This is a genomic window from Ruegeria sp. ANG-R (genome assembly GCF_000813985.1).
Lineage (GTDB): Bacteria > Pseudomonadota > Alphaproteobacteria > Rhodobacterales > Rhodobacteraceae > Ruegeria.
Map to the genome: position 1 here is coordinate 191,948 of NZ_JWLJ01000004.1, position 18,828 is coordinate 210,775.

The 18,828-nt window shown below is 56.3% G+C and carries 20 protein-coding genes and 1 riboswitch; of the genes, 12 read left to right on the forward strand and 8 right to left on the reverse strand.

Annotated features, from left to right (window positions below):
* Positions 1-14: 14 nt before the first annotated feature.
* The 5 genes from RA27_RS12770 (at position 15) to RA27_RS12790 (ending at position 4,397) form a co-directional block, all read left to right on the forward strand.
* Positions 15-992 (forward strand): CoA ester lyase, encoded by a 978-nt coding sequence (locus RA27_RS12770; protein WP_039539428.1) that lies wholly within the window; start codon positions 15-17, stop codon positions 990-992.
* Between the two features lie 213 nt (positions 993-1,205).
* Complete coding sequence (locus tag RA27_RS12775; protein WP_039540000.1) at positions 1,206-2,435, forward strand: AGE family epimerase/isomerase; 1,230 nt, start codon at positions 1,206-1,208, stop codon at positions 2,433-2,435.
* 147 nt (positions 2,436-2,582) lie between these two features.
* Complete coding sequence (locus RA27_RS12780; protein WP_039539430.1) at positions 2,583-2,825, forward strand: hypothetical protein; 243 nt, start codon at positions 2,583-2,585, stop codon at positions 2,823-2,825.
* Between the two features lie 123 nt (positions 2,826-2,948).
* The gene (locus RA27_RS12785) at positions 2,949-4,145 is read left to right on the forward strand and encodes a hypothetical protein (protein ID WP_241484066.1); all 1,197 of its coding nucleotides are present in this window, start codon (positions 2,949-2,951) and stop codon (positions 4,143-4,145) included.
* Between the two features lie 36 nt (positions 4,146-4,181).
* Complete coding sequence (locus RA27_RS12790; RefSeq protein ID WP_039539436.1) at positions 4,182-4,397, forward strand: hypothetical protein; 216 nt, start codon at positions 4,182-4,184, stop codon at positions 4,395-4,397.
* A 59-nt stretch (positions 4,398-4,456) separates the two neighbouring features.
* Here RA27_RS12790 and RA27_RS12795 read toward each other — a convergent pair whose 3' ends face one another.
* Positions 4,457-5,926, reverse strand: coding sequence for a PLP-dependent aminotransferase family protein (locus RA27_RS12795; RefSeq protein WP_241484067.1), 1,470 nt, complete (start codon positions 5,924-5,926; stop codon positions 4,457-4,459).
* Positions 5,927-6,744: 818 nt separating this feature from the next.
* Here RA27_RS12795 and RA27_RS12805 point away from each other — a divergent pair.
* From RA27_RS12805 to RA27_RS12820, 4 genes are all read left to right on the forward strand, one after another.
* Complete coding sequence (locus RA27_RS12805; RefSeq protein ID WP_039539443.1) at positions 6,745-7,245, forward strand: TRAP transporter small permease subunit; 501 nt, start codon at positions 6,745-6,747, stop codon at positions 7,243-7,245.
* A gap of 68 nt (positions 7,246-7,313) precedes the next feature.
* Positions 7,314-8,363: a TRAP transporter substrate-binding protein DctP gene (dctP, locus tag RA27_RS12810; protein ID WP_082025120.1), complete on the forward strand. Its 1,050-nt coding sequence runs from the start codon at positions 7,314-7,316 to the stop codon at positions 8,361-8,363.
* A gap of 160 nt (positions 8,364-8,523) precedes the next feature.
* A complete protein-coding gene (locus tag RA27_RS12815) occupies positions 8,524-9,831 on the forward strand; it encodes a TRAP transporter large permease subunit (protein ID WP_039539449.1) in 1,308 nt (435 codons plus the stop codon).
* A gap of 13 nt (positions 9,832-9,844) precedes the next feature.
* Positions 9,845-10,255 (forward strand): universal stress protein, encoded by a 411-nt coding sequence (locus RA27_RS12820; RefSeq protein ID WP_039539453.1) that lies wholly within the window; start codon positions 9,845-9,847, stop codon positions 10,253-10,255.
* 71 nt (positions 10,256-10,326) lie between these two features.
* Here RA27_RS12820 and RA27_RS12825 read toward each other — a convergent pair whose 3' ends face one another.
* Positions 10,327-10,626, reverse strand: coding sequence for a CcdB family protein (locus tag RA27_RS12825; protein ID WP_039539456.1), 300 nt, complete (start codon positions 10,624-10,626; stop codon positions 10,327-10,329).
* Entirely contained in the window at positions 10,626-10,856 is a 231-nt protein-coding gene (locus tag RA27_RS12830; RefSeq protein ID WP_039539460.1) for a type II toxin-antitoxin system CcdA family antitoxin, read from the reverse strand. The genes RA27_RS12825 and RA27_RS12830 overlap by 1 nt, the downstream gene beginning before the upstream one ends.
* A 176-nt stretch (positions 10,857-11,032) precedes the next feature.
* Positions 11,033-11,138, forward strand: a riboswitch (TPP riboswitch).
* A gap of 32 nt (positions 11,139-11,170) precedes the next feature.
* Here RA27_RS12830 and thiB point away from each other — a divergent pair.
* The 3 genes from thiB to RA27_RS12845 are packed head-to-tail and all read left to right on the forward strand — an operon-like array spanning position 11,171 to position 14,353.
* Positions 11,171-12,151 carry a thiamine ABC transporter substrate binding subunit gene (gene thiB / locus RA27_RS12835; protein WP_039539462.1) on the forward strand — a complete coding sequence of 327 codons (981 nt, stop codon included), beginning with the start codon at positions 11,171-11,173 and terminating at the stop codon, positions 12,149-12,151.
* Positions 12,127-13,674, forward strand: coding sequence for a thiamine/thiamine pyrophosphate ABC transporter permease ThiP (locus RA27_RS12840; RefSeq protein WP_039539465.1), 1,548 nt, complete (start codon positions 12,127-12,129; stop codon positions 13,672-13,674). The genes thiB and RA27_RS12840 overlap by 25 nt, the downstream gene beginning before the upstream one ends.
* The gene (locus RA27_RS12845) at positions 13,661-14,353 is read left to right on the forward strand and encodes an ATP-binding cassette domain-containing protein (protein WP_039539467.1); all 693 of its coding nucleotides are present in this window, start codon (positions 13,661-13,663) and stop codon (positions 14,351-14,353) included. Before RA27_RS12840 ends, RA27_RS12845 begins: the two co-directional genes overlap by 14 nt.
* Here the strand turns inward: RA27_RS12845 and RA27_RS12850 are convergent.
* The 5 genes from RA27_RS12850 to RA27_RS12870 all read right to left on the reverse strand — a co-directional run bounded on the left by RA27_RS12850 (position 14,341) and on the right by RA27_RS12870 (position 18,635).
* Positions 14,341-14,802 carry a putative molybdenum carrier protein gene (locus tag RA27_RS12850; RefSeq protein ID WP_241484077.1) on the reverse strand — a complete coding sequence of 154 codons (462 nt, stop codon included), beginning with the start codon at positions 14,800-14,802 and terminating at the stop codon, positions 14,341-14,343. The two genes, RA27_RS12845 and RA27_RS12850, sit on opposite strands and share 13 nt — an antisense overlap.
* Positions 14,803-14,866: 64 nt before the next feature.
* Positions 14,867-15,550 (reverse strand): GntR family transcriptional regulator, encoded by a 684-nt coding sequence (locus tag RA27_RS12855; protein ID WP_039539470.1) that lies wholly within the window; start codon positions 15,548-15,550, stop codon positions 14,867-14,869.
* Between the two features lie 109 nt (positions 15,551-15,659).
* Positions 15,660-16,685, reverse strand: a complete 1,026-nt coding sequence (locus RA27_RS12860) for a proline racemase family protein (RefSeq protein ID WP_039539473.1) — start codon at positions 16,683-16,685, stop codon at positions 15,660-15,662.
* Positions 16,686-16,752: 67 nt separating this feature from the next.
* On the reverse strand, positions 16,753-17,685 hold the full coding sequence (locus RA27_RS12865) for a proline racemase family protein (protein ID WP_039539476.1): 933 nt from the start codon (positions 17,683-17,685) through the stop codon (positions 16,753-16,755).
* Positions 17,676-18,635, reverse strand: a complete 960-nt coding sequence (locus RA27_RS12870) for a dihydrodipicolinate synthase family protein (RefSeq protein ID WP_039539479.1) — start codon at positions 18,633-18,635, stop codon at positions 17,676-17,678. The genes RA27_RS12865 and RA27_RS12870 overlap by 10 nt, the downstream gene beginning before the upstream one ends.
* Positions 18,636-18,828 lie beyond the last annotated feature (193 nt).

Below are 18,828 nucleotides of genomic sequence, written 5' to 3' on the forward strand. Positions count from 1 at the left end.
AAGGACCAAACCCCATGAGTTTTTTCGCCATTGACCAAGCCACTGCACGTCTGAACCGCAGCGAGCTGGCAGTTCCCGGAAGCCAGCCAAGTATGTTTGAAAAGGCTGCTCAATCGGATGTCGATGTGATCTTTCTTGACCTCGAAGATGCGGTAGCACCCGATGAAAAGGAACAAGCCCGCAAGAACATCATCCGGGCCCTGAATGATATTGACTGGGGCAGCAAAACGATGTCAGTGCGCATCAACGGGCTGGACACGCATTACATGTATCGCGATGTGGTGGACGTAGTCGAACAGGCCGGGGAACGGCTGGACCTGATCATGATCCCCAAGGTCGGCACGGCGGCGGATGTCTACGCGGTCGATATGATGGTCACGCAGATCGAAGACGCGATGGGCTACAAAAACCGCATCGGGTTTGAACACATCATCGAAACCGCGCTTGGGATGCAGAATGTCAGCGAGATTGCGGCGGCCTCAAAGCGCAATGAAAGCCTGCATTTCGGTGTCGCGGATTATGCCGCGTCGACCCGGGCCCGCACCACAATCATTGGCGGGGTGAATCCGGACTATTCGGTACTGACCGACCCCGATCACGGCGCCAACCGCGCGACCCACTGGGGCGATATGTGGCATTACGCACTTGCCCGCATGGTGGTTGCTGCACGCGCCAATGGGTTGCGCCCGATTGACGGACCATTCGGAGATTTCCAGGACCCTGAGGGCTACAAGGCTGCTGCAAAACGCGCCGCCGTTTTGGGGTGCGAGGGGAAATGGGCGATCCATCCAAGCCAGATCGCCCTGGCAAACGAGGTGATGTCCCCCAGCGAAGCGGAGGTGACCAAAGCACAGCGCATACTGGTCGCCATGTCAGAGGCGGAAACCGCCGGGAAAGGGGCTGTATCTCTGGATGGCCGACTGATCGACTATGCCTCGATCCGTCAGGCGGAAGTCATGGTTGAAAAGGCCAGACAAATCGCAGCTGCCTGACGCCCTTGCATAATGCAAGAACGCGACAGGTTTGTCCGCGGCGCATGTCGCGGGCAACACCGTCACTCTGAGGTCGAGTACTTTTTTGTGCCGGGCCGACAAATGACACCTATCATCCGCACGGAATTGATGCGTATGTAGGTGCATCCGCAGAACGGCACCACTGCTGAAGCGCGCTTTACGCCCGATTGACCCCCTTGTGAGATGAAGAAGATGGACAATGCTCAGTCGCTACCACCCGGTCAAAATGCCGAGCCGGGCTTCTGGCTTGATACATCCGAGCACCGCAGCTGGTTGAAGGATCAGGCTGTCCGTCAACTGGAGTTCTTCAGCACGAGTTGCCGGGACGAGCCCGGATTTTTCATCCTCGGATACGACGGCAGCGCGCTACCGAACAAGCTGCAGGAACTGCACACAACCACGCGTCTCGTGCATTCATATGCTCTGGGACATCTTGTCGGCTTTCGGGGCGCCGAGCGGATCATTGACCACGGCATGGCATATCTCAACAGCCACCACAGAGACCGGGATCATACCGGTTATCTCTGGGCGCTGGAGGGTGATCAAATCAAGGATGATCGCAAGCTTGCCTACGGGCATGCCTTTGTTCTTCTGGCCGCATCGAGCGCAGAGCAAGCGGGTCACCCGGATGCAGATAGGCTCCTGTCAGACGTCCGGCGGGTTTTGGACACGCATTTTTGGGACGAAGATGCAGGACTGTTCTGCGATGAATGGAACCGGGACTGGACGCCTTTCTCCTCGTACCGGGGAATGAACGCGAATATGCACAGCGTTGAGGCGATGCTTGCAGCCTATGAGGCGACGGACGATGAAATCTACCTTTCGCGCGCCGGTCGCATTCTCGACTTCTTTACCGGTCGGATCGCGCCCGCAGAAAGCTGGCGTTTGCCCGAGCACTACACAGCCGACTGGCAGATTGATCGCGACTATGTGGGCGACCCGATGTTCCGGCCCGCGGGAACAACCCCGGGCCATTCATTCGAACTTGGACGGCTGCAGCTGCAGCATTGGGATTTGTCGGGCCGACCGGACACGGATGCACCGGTTGCGGCGCGTCGATTGATTGAACGGGCTCTGGACGATGCATGGCTGCCCGGCGGAGGCTTGGCCTACACTTTGAACTTTAAAGGTCAGGTCGCCAATGCGTCACGGTTTTGGTGGCCGGTGACCGAAGCCATCGGCGCGGTCGCCGCATTGATCGCAATGGACAAAAGACCGGAAGATGAAATCTGGTACAGGAAGCTTTGGACCTATGCGAATGAAACGCTTGTGGATCATCAAAATGGTGGCTGGTTTCCTGCCGTGGACGACGCCGGGAACATCGTGACATCAATTTTCGATGGCAAACCGGATATCTACCATTCGCTGCAGGCTTGTCTGTTCCCTCTCTCGGGCCGCCTGTCGAGAATGCTACCTCTTTAGTTGACGCGAATTCGGACAGAGTGAGAACCGCATCCGACCAGTTAAATTGAAGATTCGGGCAAAACCTGCTATATTTGCCACATTCAACATCATCTGACGACCTGACCAATTCGGATGCGTTTATCAACGAACGGATAGGAGAGTTGAATGGCAAATCAAGCACGTGGAAAGCGAAGTACCCGCAAGGGCAAGGTCGAGGTGCGACCGCAACCATCAGCCCATTCCGCATTGGGAGAGCGGGCAGAAGCAGCGGGCCTCATGACCCCCCAAATGCTGAGTGAACGCGACGAGAGAGTGTCGAAAATCCGCAAAAAGGGCGGTCCCGACCTCGAAGAGGACAACTCGGACCGTTCCGGCAGCGAAGCCGGACCGACTGAACTGGATTACTAATCGATTCTTCGCATCTTTTGACATGAGTAATTTACGGAGGCTGCTATGCCCTCGACCCACCAGCCAAGGATATTTAATACTGTAAATCTAACCGATTTTGACACCAATGGACAAACTTCAACCGTGGGCGAACCGACGGTGTCCAATAACGGAAATCAGATTCTGGCCACCGGGAACTGGTATGCAAGCCGGTCTTTGGACGGTGGCCAAAGCTGGTCTCATATGAGCCCGTTTACGTTGTTCCCACCTGTAGACGGAGGCTTCTGCTGTGATCAAACCACCATATACGACCCAAGCCGGGATCTGCTGATTTGGCTGCTTCAATACATCGAGCAAGGCGGCACCAACACGCTGAGGGTTGCTGTAAAACAGGGCCGCACGCTGGGAAACGACACATGGAACTTGTGGGATTTTACACCTGCGGGGATTGATCCGGCCTGGGCCGGAGAGTGGTTTGACTACAACCACGTTTCACTGTCTGAAAACTACATGTACGCGGGCACAAATGTGTTCTCAGCCGCAAGCAACCTTTTTACAAGATCCGTCATTCTGCGGATATCTCTGGACGAGCTGGCGGCTGCAGCCGCGCTGTCATTTGACATATTCGAAACGGAAGACAACTTTTCCCTGCGATGCGTTCAGGGCGCCCGCGGGGCAATGTACTTTGCCAGCCACAACACGAACTCGCAGATCCGCGTATTCAGATGGCCCGAGAACTCTTCCGACGTTGATGAGTTCGACATTGACGTAACACCTTGGTTTGCTGGCAGTTATTCTGCGCAGACCACCGGTGGCGACTGGATGTCGCGCACCGACCCACGCATTATGGCCGGATGGCTGGGGCGGGGCGTGTTGGGCTTTATGTGGACGGCCAACCGGCAGGCGAACAGACCCCGGCCCTTCATTCGAACCGTACGCATTGACGAAGCGACCATGTCGCTGATCGACGAGCCCGATATCTGGAACAGTCAGATCGCATTCGCCTACCCTTCGACCGCCGTCAACCGGTTTGGCGATGTAGGGCTGTCGGTCTTCGCGGGCGGTGGAAACCTGCATCCAAGCCATGTTGTCGGCTCTTACGACGACATCGATCAGGTCTGGCGGCTGGCACTGGCGCGGCAGGGCACCGATACCCCGGCGTTGGGGAAATGGGGCGACTATACGAACTGCGCGGAGGTCGCCGACGATGGCTTCACCTGGCTGGCGGCCGGTTACACTCTGCAAGGTGGGAACACCCAAAGCGATATCGAACCGACGATGACCTGGTTTGCGCAACAGCGCTACGATGCACCGCGCCGCCATCCGCCTGTGATTGTCTAACCCGTTATCTTAATTTAAAAATCAGGGATCAAAATCATGCATAGAGCGATCAAATCACAGGGTGTTAAGTCATTCATACGTCAGGAAGGGCCCTGGCTGCTGATTGCCTTCATTATTGCTGACGTGTTCTACAAATGGGGATCATTTGCCCTGGAATGCGTCGGCTTTCTGCTGACATGGTATGCCCTGAGCCTTTTATCCAGTCTGGTCGCGCGAATGCTGGGCGGACAAAACTCGGCCCTTGAAGACTAAATTCCACGGGTCATCGTCCAAGGGAAAACCTTGGTCAGCTCAGGCCTCGCATCATGTCGCTAAGGTTCTGCGGACCGCAGGTCAGAAATGACCTCTGAGAGCAACTCGATTCCCTGCCGGATCAAACCCGGCTGGATTGACGAAACGCCGAGGCGAAAGTGATACTTCCCCTCATTTGCATTCGAAAAACAGGGTCCGATGGGCTCTACGATAACACCACGTTTCAACGCGGCGTGGCAGATGGTCATGGCGTCCAACTTGGTTTCGGGGTCAGCAAGAACAAAAACCGTCCCTCCAAACTCACCAGTTCTGAGAAAATTGGGCAACTTCTCCCGAATCATGCTGTCAGCGAGATGCCAGCGTTGCTCATAGTTTTGGCGTACCCTGCGCAGTAATCCATCGTAGTATCCCAATCTGATGAATGCGGCAGCGGTATGCTGCAGGATCATGGGTGGATGGCGCATCATCATGCCCCGGCAATCGCGCGCTGCGTCGATGAATTCAGGTGCGGCAGCCAAATAGCCCAACCGCAAACCCGGTGAGAGACCTTTGGAGAGGCTTCCCAGGTAAATCAGGCGATCTGTATCATCCAGACTGCGGAGCGGCAGCAAAGGGGAGTGCCGGTAATCCACGTCACATTCGTAGTCATCCTCGACAATGTAGAAGTCATACTCCTCTGCGGCCTGCAACAAAGCCCGCCGCCGGCGCTCGGACATCGTAACAGTAGTCGGGTGATGACGATTGGGGGTTATGAAGACCAGATCAGCTTTGCGCAGACGCTCGTCCACGATCAGCCCTTCATCATCGATAGGCTGAAAATTCACCTTCCCGAAATTTGCCTGAAGAATCTTGCGGGCATCAGGGTACCCCGGGTCTTCCATTACGGCCGTTCGATCACGTCCACCAAACAGAAGGCTGGTGATAAACAATCCGTTTTGCGAACCCAGTGTGATCAGAATTGAGTCACTTGGTTCGAAGATGCCGCGACGCGGCAGGATACGCTGCCGTACCTGATTGATGAGTTCGAAACTGTCCGAGTACAGCCCATCCGCAGACCATATTTTCAGGTCTTTCCGATTCATGGCCAACCGTGTGCATTCTCGCCAGTCCGCTACTGGAAATGCACCATCATCGATCTGGTTGCATACAAAAGGAAAATCGTAACGGTACCAGTCGTTTGGTCGAAAGATGGTCTCGATCTCTTCGGTGCGGCGCAGCTTGTTCAGTTTCAGGCTAATCGGTGCGCGCTGCCTGTCATCGGATCGTCCGTTTACGCCGCTATCCGTACGCATCCCCCGATCAGAACAGACAAAATAACCCGAACGAGGCCTAGCCTCGATCAACTGCTCTTCCTCGAGTTTTCGATACGCCGCGACAACCGTATTGATCGATACATCAAGATCGCGTGCCAATTCCCGACACGATGCAAGCTTCAACCCCGACGGCATCAAGCCTTCGAAGATGAGCCGCGAAATCTGAGAAACAATCTGGTCGCGTAAGCCACTGGGCAGAGATTTATCGATACTCAATCGTTGTGTCATACCGTGTCAGGCCCTAGTCGCAGTTTCATTGGCGCGACTTGCAAACTGTATCCAGGTTTTCAAGTGTTCCGAGTATAAGAGACACGTCGACAAAAGCCAGAAAAAGCAACCCGGATTAAGCAGCCAAATCATGCGGTTTTCGGAGGCGTCCGCATGTGACAACTCGCACAAGAGTGGTCGGCCAACTGTATGTAAAGTAATGGTTCTCTCAATTTTGGTAGCGCGGGGGCACCTCTGTGCTGCCTGCTTGTTCCACGGCCATAAATCTCTGACCAACTCCGGATCGCAGTGCAGGTCCGGCGCTTCGCGTTGCTGCATCTGTACCTATTATAATTGGCAACTGTATCTTTCTCAGTTGAACTCCTTGGCGTTTGCTGTAGCGATCCGAGGGGTTCCGTATGCAAGATATGGCTCTCCCCGGAGCGTTCGATGCGACTAGGGAGGGAGACCGTTCGCATGGTTTTGGATGAGTGTTATACGCGTCGAGCCCCTGAGAGGTTCAGCATTTTCGCGCGCCCTCTGCCTTTCGAACCTGTCTTAACCACGAAAATCAAACTTCCGTTCTGTGCTGCGCCTGAACAGTTTTTGCACGACGCGGACAGAATAGGCTATGCTGATCTGGCGTCAGTCGGACAGCACCCAAAAGCAGAGCGGATTCAGACCGTTGTCTTCACATCGGACAGAGTTTCATCGAATAATTTTTCGGTACCTGGCAAAATCTCGGCTTCTGCGGAAACGGTACATCCTGCTGGTGCACAGACTTCTTGAAGGAGAACAAGGTCCATGAAAAATACAGTGAGGGCGGAATGCTGATGCGCGGACTGGAAAAGGTGACAAGCGCAATTTCTGAGGTCATGGGCCGTATCGGTTGGTTCCTGATTTTGTATTGCATGGCGTTTGGCGTGTCGGACGTGTTCATGCGTTATATACTCAACGCCCCATCCCAATGGATCGGCACAACCTTGCAGGCAGCGATGGTCTTGCTGGCCTGCACGGGCGGTGTCTATGCGCTCCAGCATGACAGTTTCGTCAAGCTTGATCTGTTTTATGCAAACGCCAGCACCCGATCGAAAGCAATTCTGGACGTGTTAACGGCGCCGATCGCAATCCTGTTTCTGGTCGCGTTGATCTGGAAAGGTTACGAAGCGGCATCGCTTTCGCTGATGCTCAATCAGAAGACGCCGACATCCATTCCGATCCCGATCTATCCGATCAAATTTGCCATCCCGCTAAGCGGAATCATGGTTCTTCTGGTCGTACTGAAACACTTGCTCCGAGACCTGCAAACGATTTTCGGGCGCAGCTAGGTCAAATGGCCTGGCCACTCCCAAAAACAAACCAAGACAATCTGATCCACTAACAAGGAGGAACTAACATGAAACCAGACAGGTTTATGCACACGACTATGTGGGCGGGCGCCTTTGCCGTGACCGCAAGCATCGCCGTGGCACAGGACGGCCCGCCGGATGAAGTAACCGAGTGGACATTCCAGCCCGCATTCGACCAGACCGATGCCGGATGGGACAACGGATTGATCCCGTGGGTGGAAGCTGTTGAGAAAGCAACCGAAGGCACGGTGAAAATCCGCGTCGAGCCCGCGGGCGCGCTGGTCAGCGGCGCAGAGGCCTTTGGCGCTGCTGCGGCAGGTCTGACCGACGGTTATGCCGGTTGGGGGTCCGTGTATGGTGGCGATATGCCCGAAGGTATGCTGGCCTTTGGCATGGCAATGGGCGCCAACAACACCGAGGAAGCCTGGGAAGTCATGTGGGGCAACCCTGACTACCGTGTGGGCGATATCGTTCAGGAAGCTGCGCACGCACGCAACCTGCACTGGGCTGGCTGGACCAACCAGGGCCCGAACGCGATGTTCACCAAATTCCGCGTTGAGAAAATGGAAGATCTGGAAGGGCACAAGATGCGTGCCGGTGGACCTCAGGCCATCTTCCACTCGACCATGGGTGGCGCACCGGTTTCGATGAATGGCGGTGAAATCTACACTGCGATCAAACTTGGCACGATCGAAGGTACCTATTGGGATACCGGCGGCATCGACGACATGTCGTTCCACGAAGTGATCGACTATGCCATCATGCCGGGTTGGAACCCTGCTCAGCATCAGGAAATCTTCATCAACCTGCAGAGCTGGAACGCCCTGACCGACTGGCAGCGGGAAAAAATCGATGGCGTCTTTGAAGAGACCTATTTCGAAACCAGCCGTATGCACGCGGAAGGTGTCGAAGAGGCGCTGCAGATTCTGCGGGACGCAGGTGGTGAAGTGATCGAGCTGAGCCCTGAAGAAGTCGCGCGTATGCGTGAGAAATCCATTGCGGAAGTATGGCCGCAGGTTGCAGCTGCTTCTGATGGCAACGCCAAAGGCGTCGAAATCTTCAAGAAGTTCCTGGAAGACAAGGCAAACGCGCAATAATCCGCGCCGCGTGAAGGCTCACGCATTGCCAAAAACGATTCTGCTGGCCCGACAATCGGGCCAGCAGACCAGATGGACGCATGTCAGCGTTCGATAGACTGCTGATTTGCAACCCGACAAAGACCGCGCGAACGGCCATTAGGTAAGGAATCTGAAGATCATGAGCCTCGAACTAATTACAGCGCTGTATTTCTTAATATTGTTTGGGATCCTTTTCATGGGGCTGCCGGTTGCGTTCGGTCTGGGCGGAACAGCGGTTCTGTTTGCCCTGGTATTCGAACCGCGTGCACTGCTTTCCGTCCCCAGCGCATTCTATTCAACACCCTGGAACTCAGTTCTGGTAACGGTACCCCTGTTCCTGTTCATGGGCTCACTCATACGATTTTCAGGGATAGCCGAGACGGCCTATGATGCGGTGTACAAGCTGATCGGCCATATTCATGGTGGTCTTGCCATGGGTACCGTACAGGTTTGCACGGTCTTCGCCGCCATAACCGGCATTACGCCCCCGGCGACCACCACCATGGGGCAGATCGCCTACCCTTCGATGATGCGCTACAAATATGACCGTCGTATCGCCATCGGCTGTATCGCTGCGGGCGGCGCGTTGGGCGCGCTGATCCCTCCAAGCGTTCCCTTCATTTTCTACGGGCTTCTGGCCAAAGTATCGATTGGCGATCTGTTCATGGCGGGCCTGCTGCCGGGCCTGATGCTGGCGACGTTCTACACAATCTACATCGGTGTCCGCTGCAAAATACAGCCCGAACTGGGCCCCGCCCTGCCCGCCGATCAGAAATTCACCCGCACCGAAAAACTGACCGCTGTTCTCAGCATTTGGCCGTTTGCACTGCTGATCATCATCGTGCTGGGCGTCATCTGGGGCGGCATTGCGACACCGGCTGAAGCCGCCGCATTCGGCGCCGCAGGCGCCTTTGTCATCAACCTGATCTATGGAAAACTGACCTGGGCGGTTTTGAAGGAGTCGCTGGTATCCACCCTGAAGCTCAGCGGAATGGGGCTCTGGATTCTGATTGGCGCGACCGTCTATCTGAACGTGTTCAACACACTGGGTAGCCAGGATCTGCTGACCAATCTGGTTCTTTCCATGCCCGGCGGCAGCACCGGCATCCTGCTGATGATGATGCTGATCATCCTTGTACTGGGTATGGTCATGGACGATTGGGCCATCATCATGCTCTGCACCCCGCTTTTCATTCCGATCGTTGACGAACTGGGCATCGACAAGCTGTGGTTTGGTGCGCTGTTCATCGTGAACATCCAGATTGCATATCTGACGCCTCCGTTCGGCTTCGTGCTGTTCTGGATCAAAGGGGTACTGCCCAAGGATGTTAGCATGGGTGATGTCTACAACTCGGTCGGCCCATTCGTGGCGCTGCAGTTTGTCGGTCTGACCCTGATCTTCATCTTCCCGCAGATCGCCACCTGGCTGCCCAGCATCCTGAAATAATCCGGAGGTTCCGATGTATAACCATATCCTCGTTCCAGTCGCCCCCGATCACATCAACGACTGTTCCCAATCTCTGGATGCTGCAAGCCGTCTGTTGGCAGAGGGCGGCACGGTATCGGTACTGTCGGTTCTCGAAGAGCTTCCGTCATATATCGGGTCGTATTTCCCGCCCGATCAAGTTCGGAAAAGCGTTTCTGAATTTGAGGACAAGCTGAGTTCGGCAATGGATACTCCGAAAATGGCGACGCACGTGGTTACCGGGCATCCAACCAATTCAATTCTCGACTGGGCTGAGAAACACAAGGTGGATTGCATCATCGTTGCATCGCATCAACCGGGCCTTTCAGACTATCTGATCGGCTCGACTGCGGCGCGCGTTGTCCGGCACGCGCATTGCAGCGTTGTCGTGCTTCGGGGGAAATAGAACCGAGATAAAGCACCTGACCCGTGTTTGAACGAGATTGATGGCTGGCCCTTGGGGCCGGCCATTGTCAACTAGAACCCCTGCATCAGCATATCTACGGCAACAGTGATGAGTTCAAACTCGTCTTTCAGATTCCCCAAGGGGGATTTGAGTATGCCCGCAGGAACAGCCGCCATGAACTGAGTCACCATGACGACCTGTTCGCCGTCGACCAGGAACACGGGATTGAGGCGGGCAGCCGGCATAGGCGCCGTTGATTTTGGCAAAAGCGGCACAACCACGCGCGTATTCAGATCACTCAGAAGGTCTGTCTGCACATCCAGCACGTAACCCTCACCAGATGGATTTGGAAATACATCGTATTTTGGCATCAGAACTGGCGGAAGCCTTCCAACGGCAACCCGTGTTTCTCGACATAAGAATTGGAACTTTTCAGAGCTTGCGCATTCTCCAGCTTCCACCGCTCGGCCTTTGCAGCAGTAACAGCCGCGCGAACCCCTTCCTCCGCAGCGCGGGAAAGGTTCACATTCAGGGCTCTTGCCTCGGCAAGCAAAGCACTATCAAGCGACAGGTTGGTTGGTTTGCGTGGTTGAGCATTCATCAGACTCGCCTCCGTATAGCGAAGAATACTCACATGATATATGCGCGTCAAATATGCGCATATTCCTGAAACACATGTCAATCATCACAGCGACGACGCCCGCGCAGCATTCGACCGCTGATCTCCTATGGGAATAAGGAATTCGGTTGAAATTACCCTCTTATCACCCTAATCACAGGCCTACCTCGGGGTGCGCTCAAGACTGCGCTGAGATGCCAACAGGCGAACCCGTTGAACCTGAACCGGCTAGAACCGGCGGAGGGAAAGGTAAAGGTTTCGTCCATCCTTGCCCTCTCGCCGCATTGGAGGATGAAATGAAACATCTGGCAATTGCTGCGGGAATACTGACTGCCACCTCGGCTGTGGCAGACGACAAACCCAAGTTGACCGTTTACACCTATGATAGCTTTGTCTCAGACTGGGGTCCCGGCCCGCAAGTAGAAGAGGCGTTTGAGGCGGAATGCAACTGCGACCTGCACCTTGTCGGGGTCGAAGATGGGGCCGCGCTGCTGTCGCGTATTCGGCTTGAAGGCCAAAACAGTGAGGCTGACGTCGTATTGGGGCTGGATACCAACCTGATGTCGGCGGCCAAGGAAACCGGCCTGTTTGCGCCGCATTCCGTGACGGCCGATTACACCTTGCCCATTGAGTGGACTGATACAACGTTTGCCCCCTATGACTGGGGCTACTTTGCGTTTGTGCACAATGCGGATTTCCCGGCACCCACCAGTTTTCGTGAGCTGGCGGACAGCGACGCCAAGATCATCATTCAGGACCCACGATCGTCTACCCCGGGCCTGGGCCTTCTGTTGTGGGTCAAGGCCGCTTATGGCGATGACGCCCCTGAAATCTGGGCGGGCCTTGCAGACAATATCGTGACGGTGACCAAGGGCTGGTCCGAAGCCTACGGGCTTTTCCTTGAGGGCGAGGCTGACATGGTGCTCAGCTACACGACCTCACCAGCCTATCACCTGATCGCCGAGGAAGATGCCAGCAAAGCAGCGGCGGCCTTCGACGAAGGCCACTACATGCAGGTCGAAGTTGCCGCCAAACTGGCTGGTTCTGATCAACCCGAACTGGCTGATCAGTTTCTGAACTTCATGGTGTCCGATGCGTTCCAATCGATCATTCCAACAACCAACTGGATGTATCCGGCTGTAACCCCAACTTCCGGTCTGCCTGACGGGTTCGAAACCCTCGTTACCCCTCAGAAATCCCTGCTCATTGATCAGAACGAAGCCGCCGCTGCGCGGGAACAGGCGCTTGCGGAATGGTTGGGCGCACTCAGCCAATAAACCCCTGGCCCGGTGTCGGTGCGGCTGCTCTGGTTGCCGCGCTGATACTGGGCACTCTGATCACGGTGGCACTGCGCGCAGAAGCGGGCGGCGGATTTGGTCCTGCCGATTGGGCTGCCTTACGCTTTACATTGTTGCAGGCAACACTGTCAGCCGTACTGAGCGCGGCTCTGGCCATACCTGTCGCACGGGCGCTGGCCCGACGACGGTTCTTCGGCAGACGGGTCCTGATCGCGCTTCTGGGCGCGCCATTCATCCTCCCTGTCATTGTCGCCATTCTCGGGCTGTTACAGGTCTTTGGACGGGCGGGATGGATATCCGATGCCCTGGGTTTTCTTGGCTTGCCACCCATTCAGATCTACGGCTTGCACGGAGTTGTCCTGGCCCATGTCTTCTTCAACCTCCCCTTGGCGACGCGCCTGATTCTGCAGGGATGGCAGGAAATCCCTGCTGAGCGCTTCCGGCTTGCGGCGCAACTCGGCTGCGAAGGACTGACGATGTTCCGTTTGATCGAGTTACCGATGTTGCGCCGTATTTTGCCCGGCGTTCTGGCGGTGGTGTTTGCCATTTGCCTGACCAGTTTTGCGGTTGCCCTGACACTGGGCGGTGGACCGCGTGCAACCACGATCGAGCTCGCGATATATCAGGCATTTACATACGACTTTAACCTCGGGCGGGCTGCTCTTCTATCTGCTGTGCAACTGGCACTGACCGCCGCCGCCGCGTTGGCAGCGCTGAGGTTTTCACAAGGTGACGGGTTTGGTGCCGGGCTGAATCGGGCGATCCGACGCTGGGACGGCGGGGCACCGTTGCTGGATGCGTTCTGGATCATCGCCGCCGCCGTTTTCCTGCTCCTGCCCCTGGCCTCGGTTACGATTTCTGGCTTCGCCGGCCTGTTTGAAATGCCCGCGTTGGTGATCCAAGCAGCCGTGACCTCGATCTTGGTTGCCGCAGCCAGTACCGTAGTCCTTTTGCTGATTGCGTTGCCTATGGCCACGACGATCGCGACTGGCCGATACGGGATCGTAGAACTTAGCGGCCTTCTGGGCCTCGCGGCCTCGCCTCTGGTCATCGGAACGGGCCTGTTTATTCTGATTCGGCCTGTGGCAAATCCGACCGCGCTTGCACTGCCAGTCACCGCACTTGTCAACGCGATCATGGCCTTGCCCTTCGCGCTTCGGATTCTGGTACCGGCAGCGCGCGACGCCTTAGAGCGGCACGGGCGCTTGGCCCTGTCGCTGAATATGAGCAACAAGTCCTTTTTCATGCGTGTCATATTGCTGCGACTACGCCCGCAGATCGGATTTGCCGCCGGCCTGACCGCGGCCCTTTCCATGGGAGATCTGGGTGTAATCGCACTTTTTGCGGATGCTCAGATCGCGACGCTGCCTCTTCAGATTTACCGCCTGATGGGGGCCTACCAGATGCAGGCGGCGGCGGGCGGGGCGTTACTGCTGATGATACTGTCGATGGGGGCGTTCTGGATTCTGGACCGAGGAGGGCGCTGGCATGTTGAAGCTTGATAACTGCACCATCGCAAACAGCAATTTCCTGCTGCGGGCCGATCTTGAGATCGAGGCCGGAACAAGCGTTGCCATCATCGGCCCGTCCGGAGCAGGAAAATCTACGCTTCTTGAAACCATCGCCGGTTTTAGGGATCTCAAAAGCGGTCAGATATTCTGGAAGGGCGACGATCTGACAGCACGACCACCGGGTAAACGACCGCTGGCGATGTTGTTTCAGGACGGAAACCTGTTTCCTCATCTGAGCGCCGAGCAGAATGTCGCTCTGGGATTACGCCCCAACGGTGGCCTGTCTCAGGATGATCTGAAACAGGTCCGGTCCGCTCTCGGTCGCGTCGGCCTGCCCGATATGGGGGCCAGAAAGCCGGCCGATCTGTCAGGGGGTCAACAAAGCCGGGTGGCGCTGGCAAGAATACTGGTGCAAAAACGGCAGGTCCTGTTGCTGGATGAACCCTTCGCTGCTTTAGGTCCCGCGCTGAAGGTTGAAATGCTAGATTTGGTTGCGGATCTGATAGCCGAGACCCAAACCACCCTGCTTATGGTCAGCCATGATCCCCAGGATGCGCTTCGCATAACGGAGAAAACCGTTCTGGTTGCGGATCAAATCGCACATCCACCCATCGCTACGGCACAACTTTTCGAGAATCCTCCGCCAGCTCTGCGTGATTACTTGGGCTGAATAAGCTGATCCCGACAGACCCCGAGCACCTTACTCAGACGCGCGCCAAGCTCAGGGGCTTCGGAGGCGCGCGGGCCGGCGATATTCAGAACATCGGCAGGGTTGGCGTGCAGCCACGCCTGCACTTGCCTTGCGCTTTCGCTTATTCCTTGTCTCACATCGACCACCAGATACGGCTTCTTAGCTTCGGCGGCGAAAACTATTGTTTGCTGTGTGCCGGGACTGGTTGATCCGTCGACAAAAACAAGTGTGGCGTCGCTGGTCATAACGTTGAGCTTTGTCCTCTCCGCTACATTTTCGGATAGCGTCTCAAGCAGCCCATCAAAGTGGGCGGGGATGTGGCCAGCCTCGTTTGTTCTGCCCTTCGGGACCCAACCGCCGTAGGCAATGCCGTTTTCGCGCGCAAATTCCAACGCGGCCATATCAACCCCAGTTTGTCCGCCTGTCACGATTTTCAAGCCCGATCACCCGATCAAAGATGTTGAACTACTGTGCCCTGAAAACAACCTCGCCTCAAAGAGTTTCCTGCTCAGACCGCTTAGCGGCAATCATCTCCAGTAGTTGTTCTTTGGAGCGCCGGATATGCCGCGACAACAGCTCACACGCCTCCTCCACTTTACCGCTTTGCGCCAATTCCAGAAGGTCCCGGTGTTCTTTCCTGGCAGGTTCACGCTGTTTCATCACACTCAGATGCATCCGAACATAGCGATCGGCCTGCAGGCTGACACGGTCCAGCAGTTCATTGGTGAGGTTGCGCCGGGACGCTGCATATAGCGCCGTGTGAAACGCGTGATTCAGCTTACCCCAGCGACCAACATCGTTCTTGTCATATGAGGTTTCCATCTGCCGCAATATATCCTCACACCGAGCGAAATCGCTGTTTGTCATGCACGGAATGGCCCTGCGAAACAGATCCACTTCGATCAGTATCCTAAGATCAAAAATCTCGCCGATCTCCGGCAGCGAATGTCTGGTCACCGAGCCTCCGCGATTGTTGGCCCATTGAACCAGACCTTCGGCGCTGAGGCGTTTAAGCGCCTCGCGTATCGGCATACGCGAAACATCATACTCTTCTGCCAAAGCTTCCTGACGGATCGTTTCGCCCTCAGCGAGTTCGCCGCTTAAGATGCGCTGTCTGAGGTCATCTGCTATGACGTCAGGAAGGCTTTGTTTTTTGATCGCACGCTTGGCTGCCATGTCAGGCCAACCCCTTGCTGTATTTTGGATACGAGTATCTTTTGTGCACGGTCTCTCCAAGAAGCAGTGTCAGCTTGGCGGCAGGTTAGGATCAGAACCTGAGGTCGGTTCAGGCGCCCCAGGTATCGGACAGCCTGTATCCTTCCGGCCAGGGATCGCCGGGGTCCAGCATGTGTTGATGTGTGCCGGTGATCCACCCACGGCCACTTATCTCGGGGATAATAGCCGCACGGCCATCGATCTGAGCGGTCTCCAGAATCTTCCCGGTAAAACGTGACCCGATGATCGACACAGCCTCGAAGGTATGCCCCGTCCTCATCTGACCCCTCGCTGCCATAACCGCCATTCGGGCTGACACCGCCGTTCCGGTCGGCGAACGGTCGACCTTACCGGGTTGGATCGCGACGGCCGACTTACCGCTAAGACCCGTTTCGGTTACCTCCAGCGGACCGCAGAAGGCACAAAAAGAGATATGGTTCCAATCAGGGTTCTCAGGATGCCTGAACCCCAGTTGCGCGTTGGCGGCGTTGGTAATGGTCACGCCCAGCCGGGCGATATCTTTGGCTTCGTCTTCGACGATCTCGAAGCCAAGCGCGCCCGCATCGACAATCACAAAACTGTCCCCACCATAAGCGGTATCGACTGTAAGTGTCCCCAGACCCGGCACCTCCAGCGGCACCGATAACTTATCCGCAAAGCTCGGCAGGTTCCGGACGAATATGCGCTCGGCTTTCCCATTGCGGCACGCAGCCCGAATGCGAACAAGCCCGCCCGGCGCCTCGAGGATCAAATGTGTCTCCGGCTCCTGCATTGGTAATATCCCACCATCCAGCAGAACCGTTGCGACGCAGATCGAATTGGACCCGGACATCGGTGGCGTATCTTCGGGTTCCATGATGATAAAGGCGGCATCCGCTTCGGGATCTTTTGGCGGCACCAGCAGGTTGACGTGCCGGAACACGCCGCCGCGCGGTTCGTTCAAAACAAAACGACGCAGGGTGTCGTCCTGTGCAATATGGCAGCGTTGCTGCCACAGCGTAGCCCCGGGCGGTGGTGCGACCCCTCCGACAATGACATCGCCGACCTCGCCTTCGGCGTGGGCCGAAATCACATGAACTATTTTGCTGCTGCGCATGAGGATATCTCAGAAATAGTGCCGGCTGGATCGCCCAAGTCAGAGCCCGATTTCCTCTTCGTGCGCATCATCGGCCTATGCCCGTCCGGAAGGGATCACTTTCTGCAAAGATAAGCTTACTCTCCGACATGATATACGCCTGCCCGGTCAATCGTGGGATCACCCCGTTGCCCCGCGAGGGCTGATAGGACAGCCGGTACGTACTTCCGATGACGCTTTCCTGTATGATTTCCTCGCCCGCAGCCAGACGCCCGCTTGCTGCCAAACAGGCCAGTCGCGCCGAACTACCGGTCCCGCAGGGCGAGCGGTCGTAATCATTGTCCGGGCACAGAACAAAGTTTCGGCTGTGAACACGTTCGTTCGGCGAAGTGCCTTGAAAGATGACATGGTCGACCGGCTCGCCATTTTCGCCGCCAATCTTCTGGGCAATGCAGGCCTCGCGGATCGAGATTGCCATGTCCACCATCTGGCGGATGTTTTCAGGTGCCACGGGGATTGGGCTCGGCTCGATGATGAAGAACCAGTTCCCGCCATACGCCACATCGCCAGTGACCGGACCAAAACTCTCGGTTTCGACCGTCACCGCATGAAGAACCCGTCGGCTTTCGATATTGGTGACCTGAACGGTGTTGGCATCCTTGAGATCAATCGCTACCTCGCCCACCGGAGTGTCGATCCGATGCACTCCTGCGTCGATCCGACCAAGATGGGCCAGTGTCACACCAAGGCCGATTGTCCCGTGGCCACACATACCCAGAACCGCATCCGCATCGAAATAGATGACACCTGCAGCGCAATCGGGATTGCGCGGCTCGACAAGAAGTGCTCCGACCATACCGGGCTGGCCGCGCGGCTCCAGCAGGACGGATTTGTAGAACTGCTCGTGTTCCGTTGCCAGGCACCTGGCACGTTCGGCCAATGTCGCGTTGCCCAGATCGGGGCCGCCATCCAGGATAACCCGCGTGGGCATCCCGCCGGTATGGCTGTCAATCACATGCATTCGGCAATGACCCCACCCTGCCGGACCCAATCGGCAAACCAGGCTTGGAACAGGCTGTATTGTTGCTCGCAATAGTTCCTCTGAGCGTCGGACAACTCATCTGTTTCGTTGAAGTGCAGGCGGTATTCTTCTTCGCCGTTCAGCACCAGCAGATGCTTGTAATACAGAACCAGATCCGTGCCCTCATCAAAACTTGCCAGGACACCGAACGCTTCTTCCAGTTCACGCGCGCGTCGGCGCGCCTCGGCATGTCCGCCCGCTGCCTTCTTTGCCAGAGCCGCAAGCAGCAACGCCTCTTTGGGCAGCGCGGTGCCAATCCCGGTGATCGCGCCGGTGGCCCCGCAGTTTACAAAACCATGGTATACTTCTGTATCGACACCAACCATCAACGTGACCTGATCATCCTGCGAGGTGATGTGTTCTGCAGCATAGCGCAGGTCGCTCTTGCCGCCGAACTCTTTAAAACCAACCAAATTCGGGTGCTCAGCGCGCAACGCAAAAAACAGATCCGCACGTGTGGCGAACCCATAGACCGGGCTGTTGTAGATGATTGCAGGCACATCCGGAGCCGCAGACAGAATAGCCTTGAAGTGGTTCTTTTGCGCGGCAATCGATGAGCCGCGCGACAGAACCCGTGGAATAACCATCAGGCCGGATGCTCCAACTTTCTGAGCGTGCGTCGCGTGGGCCACCGCAGATTTCGAATTGATGGCTCCGGTACCGACGATCACCGGCACCCCGGCAGAGATCAGCCGCTCCACCCCCTCCATCCGCTCGGCATCTGTTAGCAGCGGCCAGTCGCCCATCGAACCGCAATACACAACGGCAGACATGCCGGCCTCGATCATCTCATTGCCTTTTTTCACCAGTGCATCGTAATCCGGTGTCCGGTCAGCCTTGCAGGGCGTCATCAGGGCCGGCATCGTGCCGGTGAAAATGGTCTGGGTCATGGAGTACTTCTGTTGCTACGGATCGGAACATAGTGAGCGCTCGGCCCTACCCGCCAAGAACACCCGGGGTGAAAAGGTCACCACTGAAAGCGTAATTGCCGACACAGGATTAGCTCACTGAGGGTCAAATTAACTAATTTTGTATCCAATATCCACTTTAAACTCGATCGCCGATGGACAAATTGGCTACAAG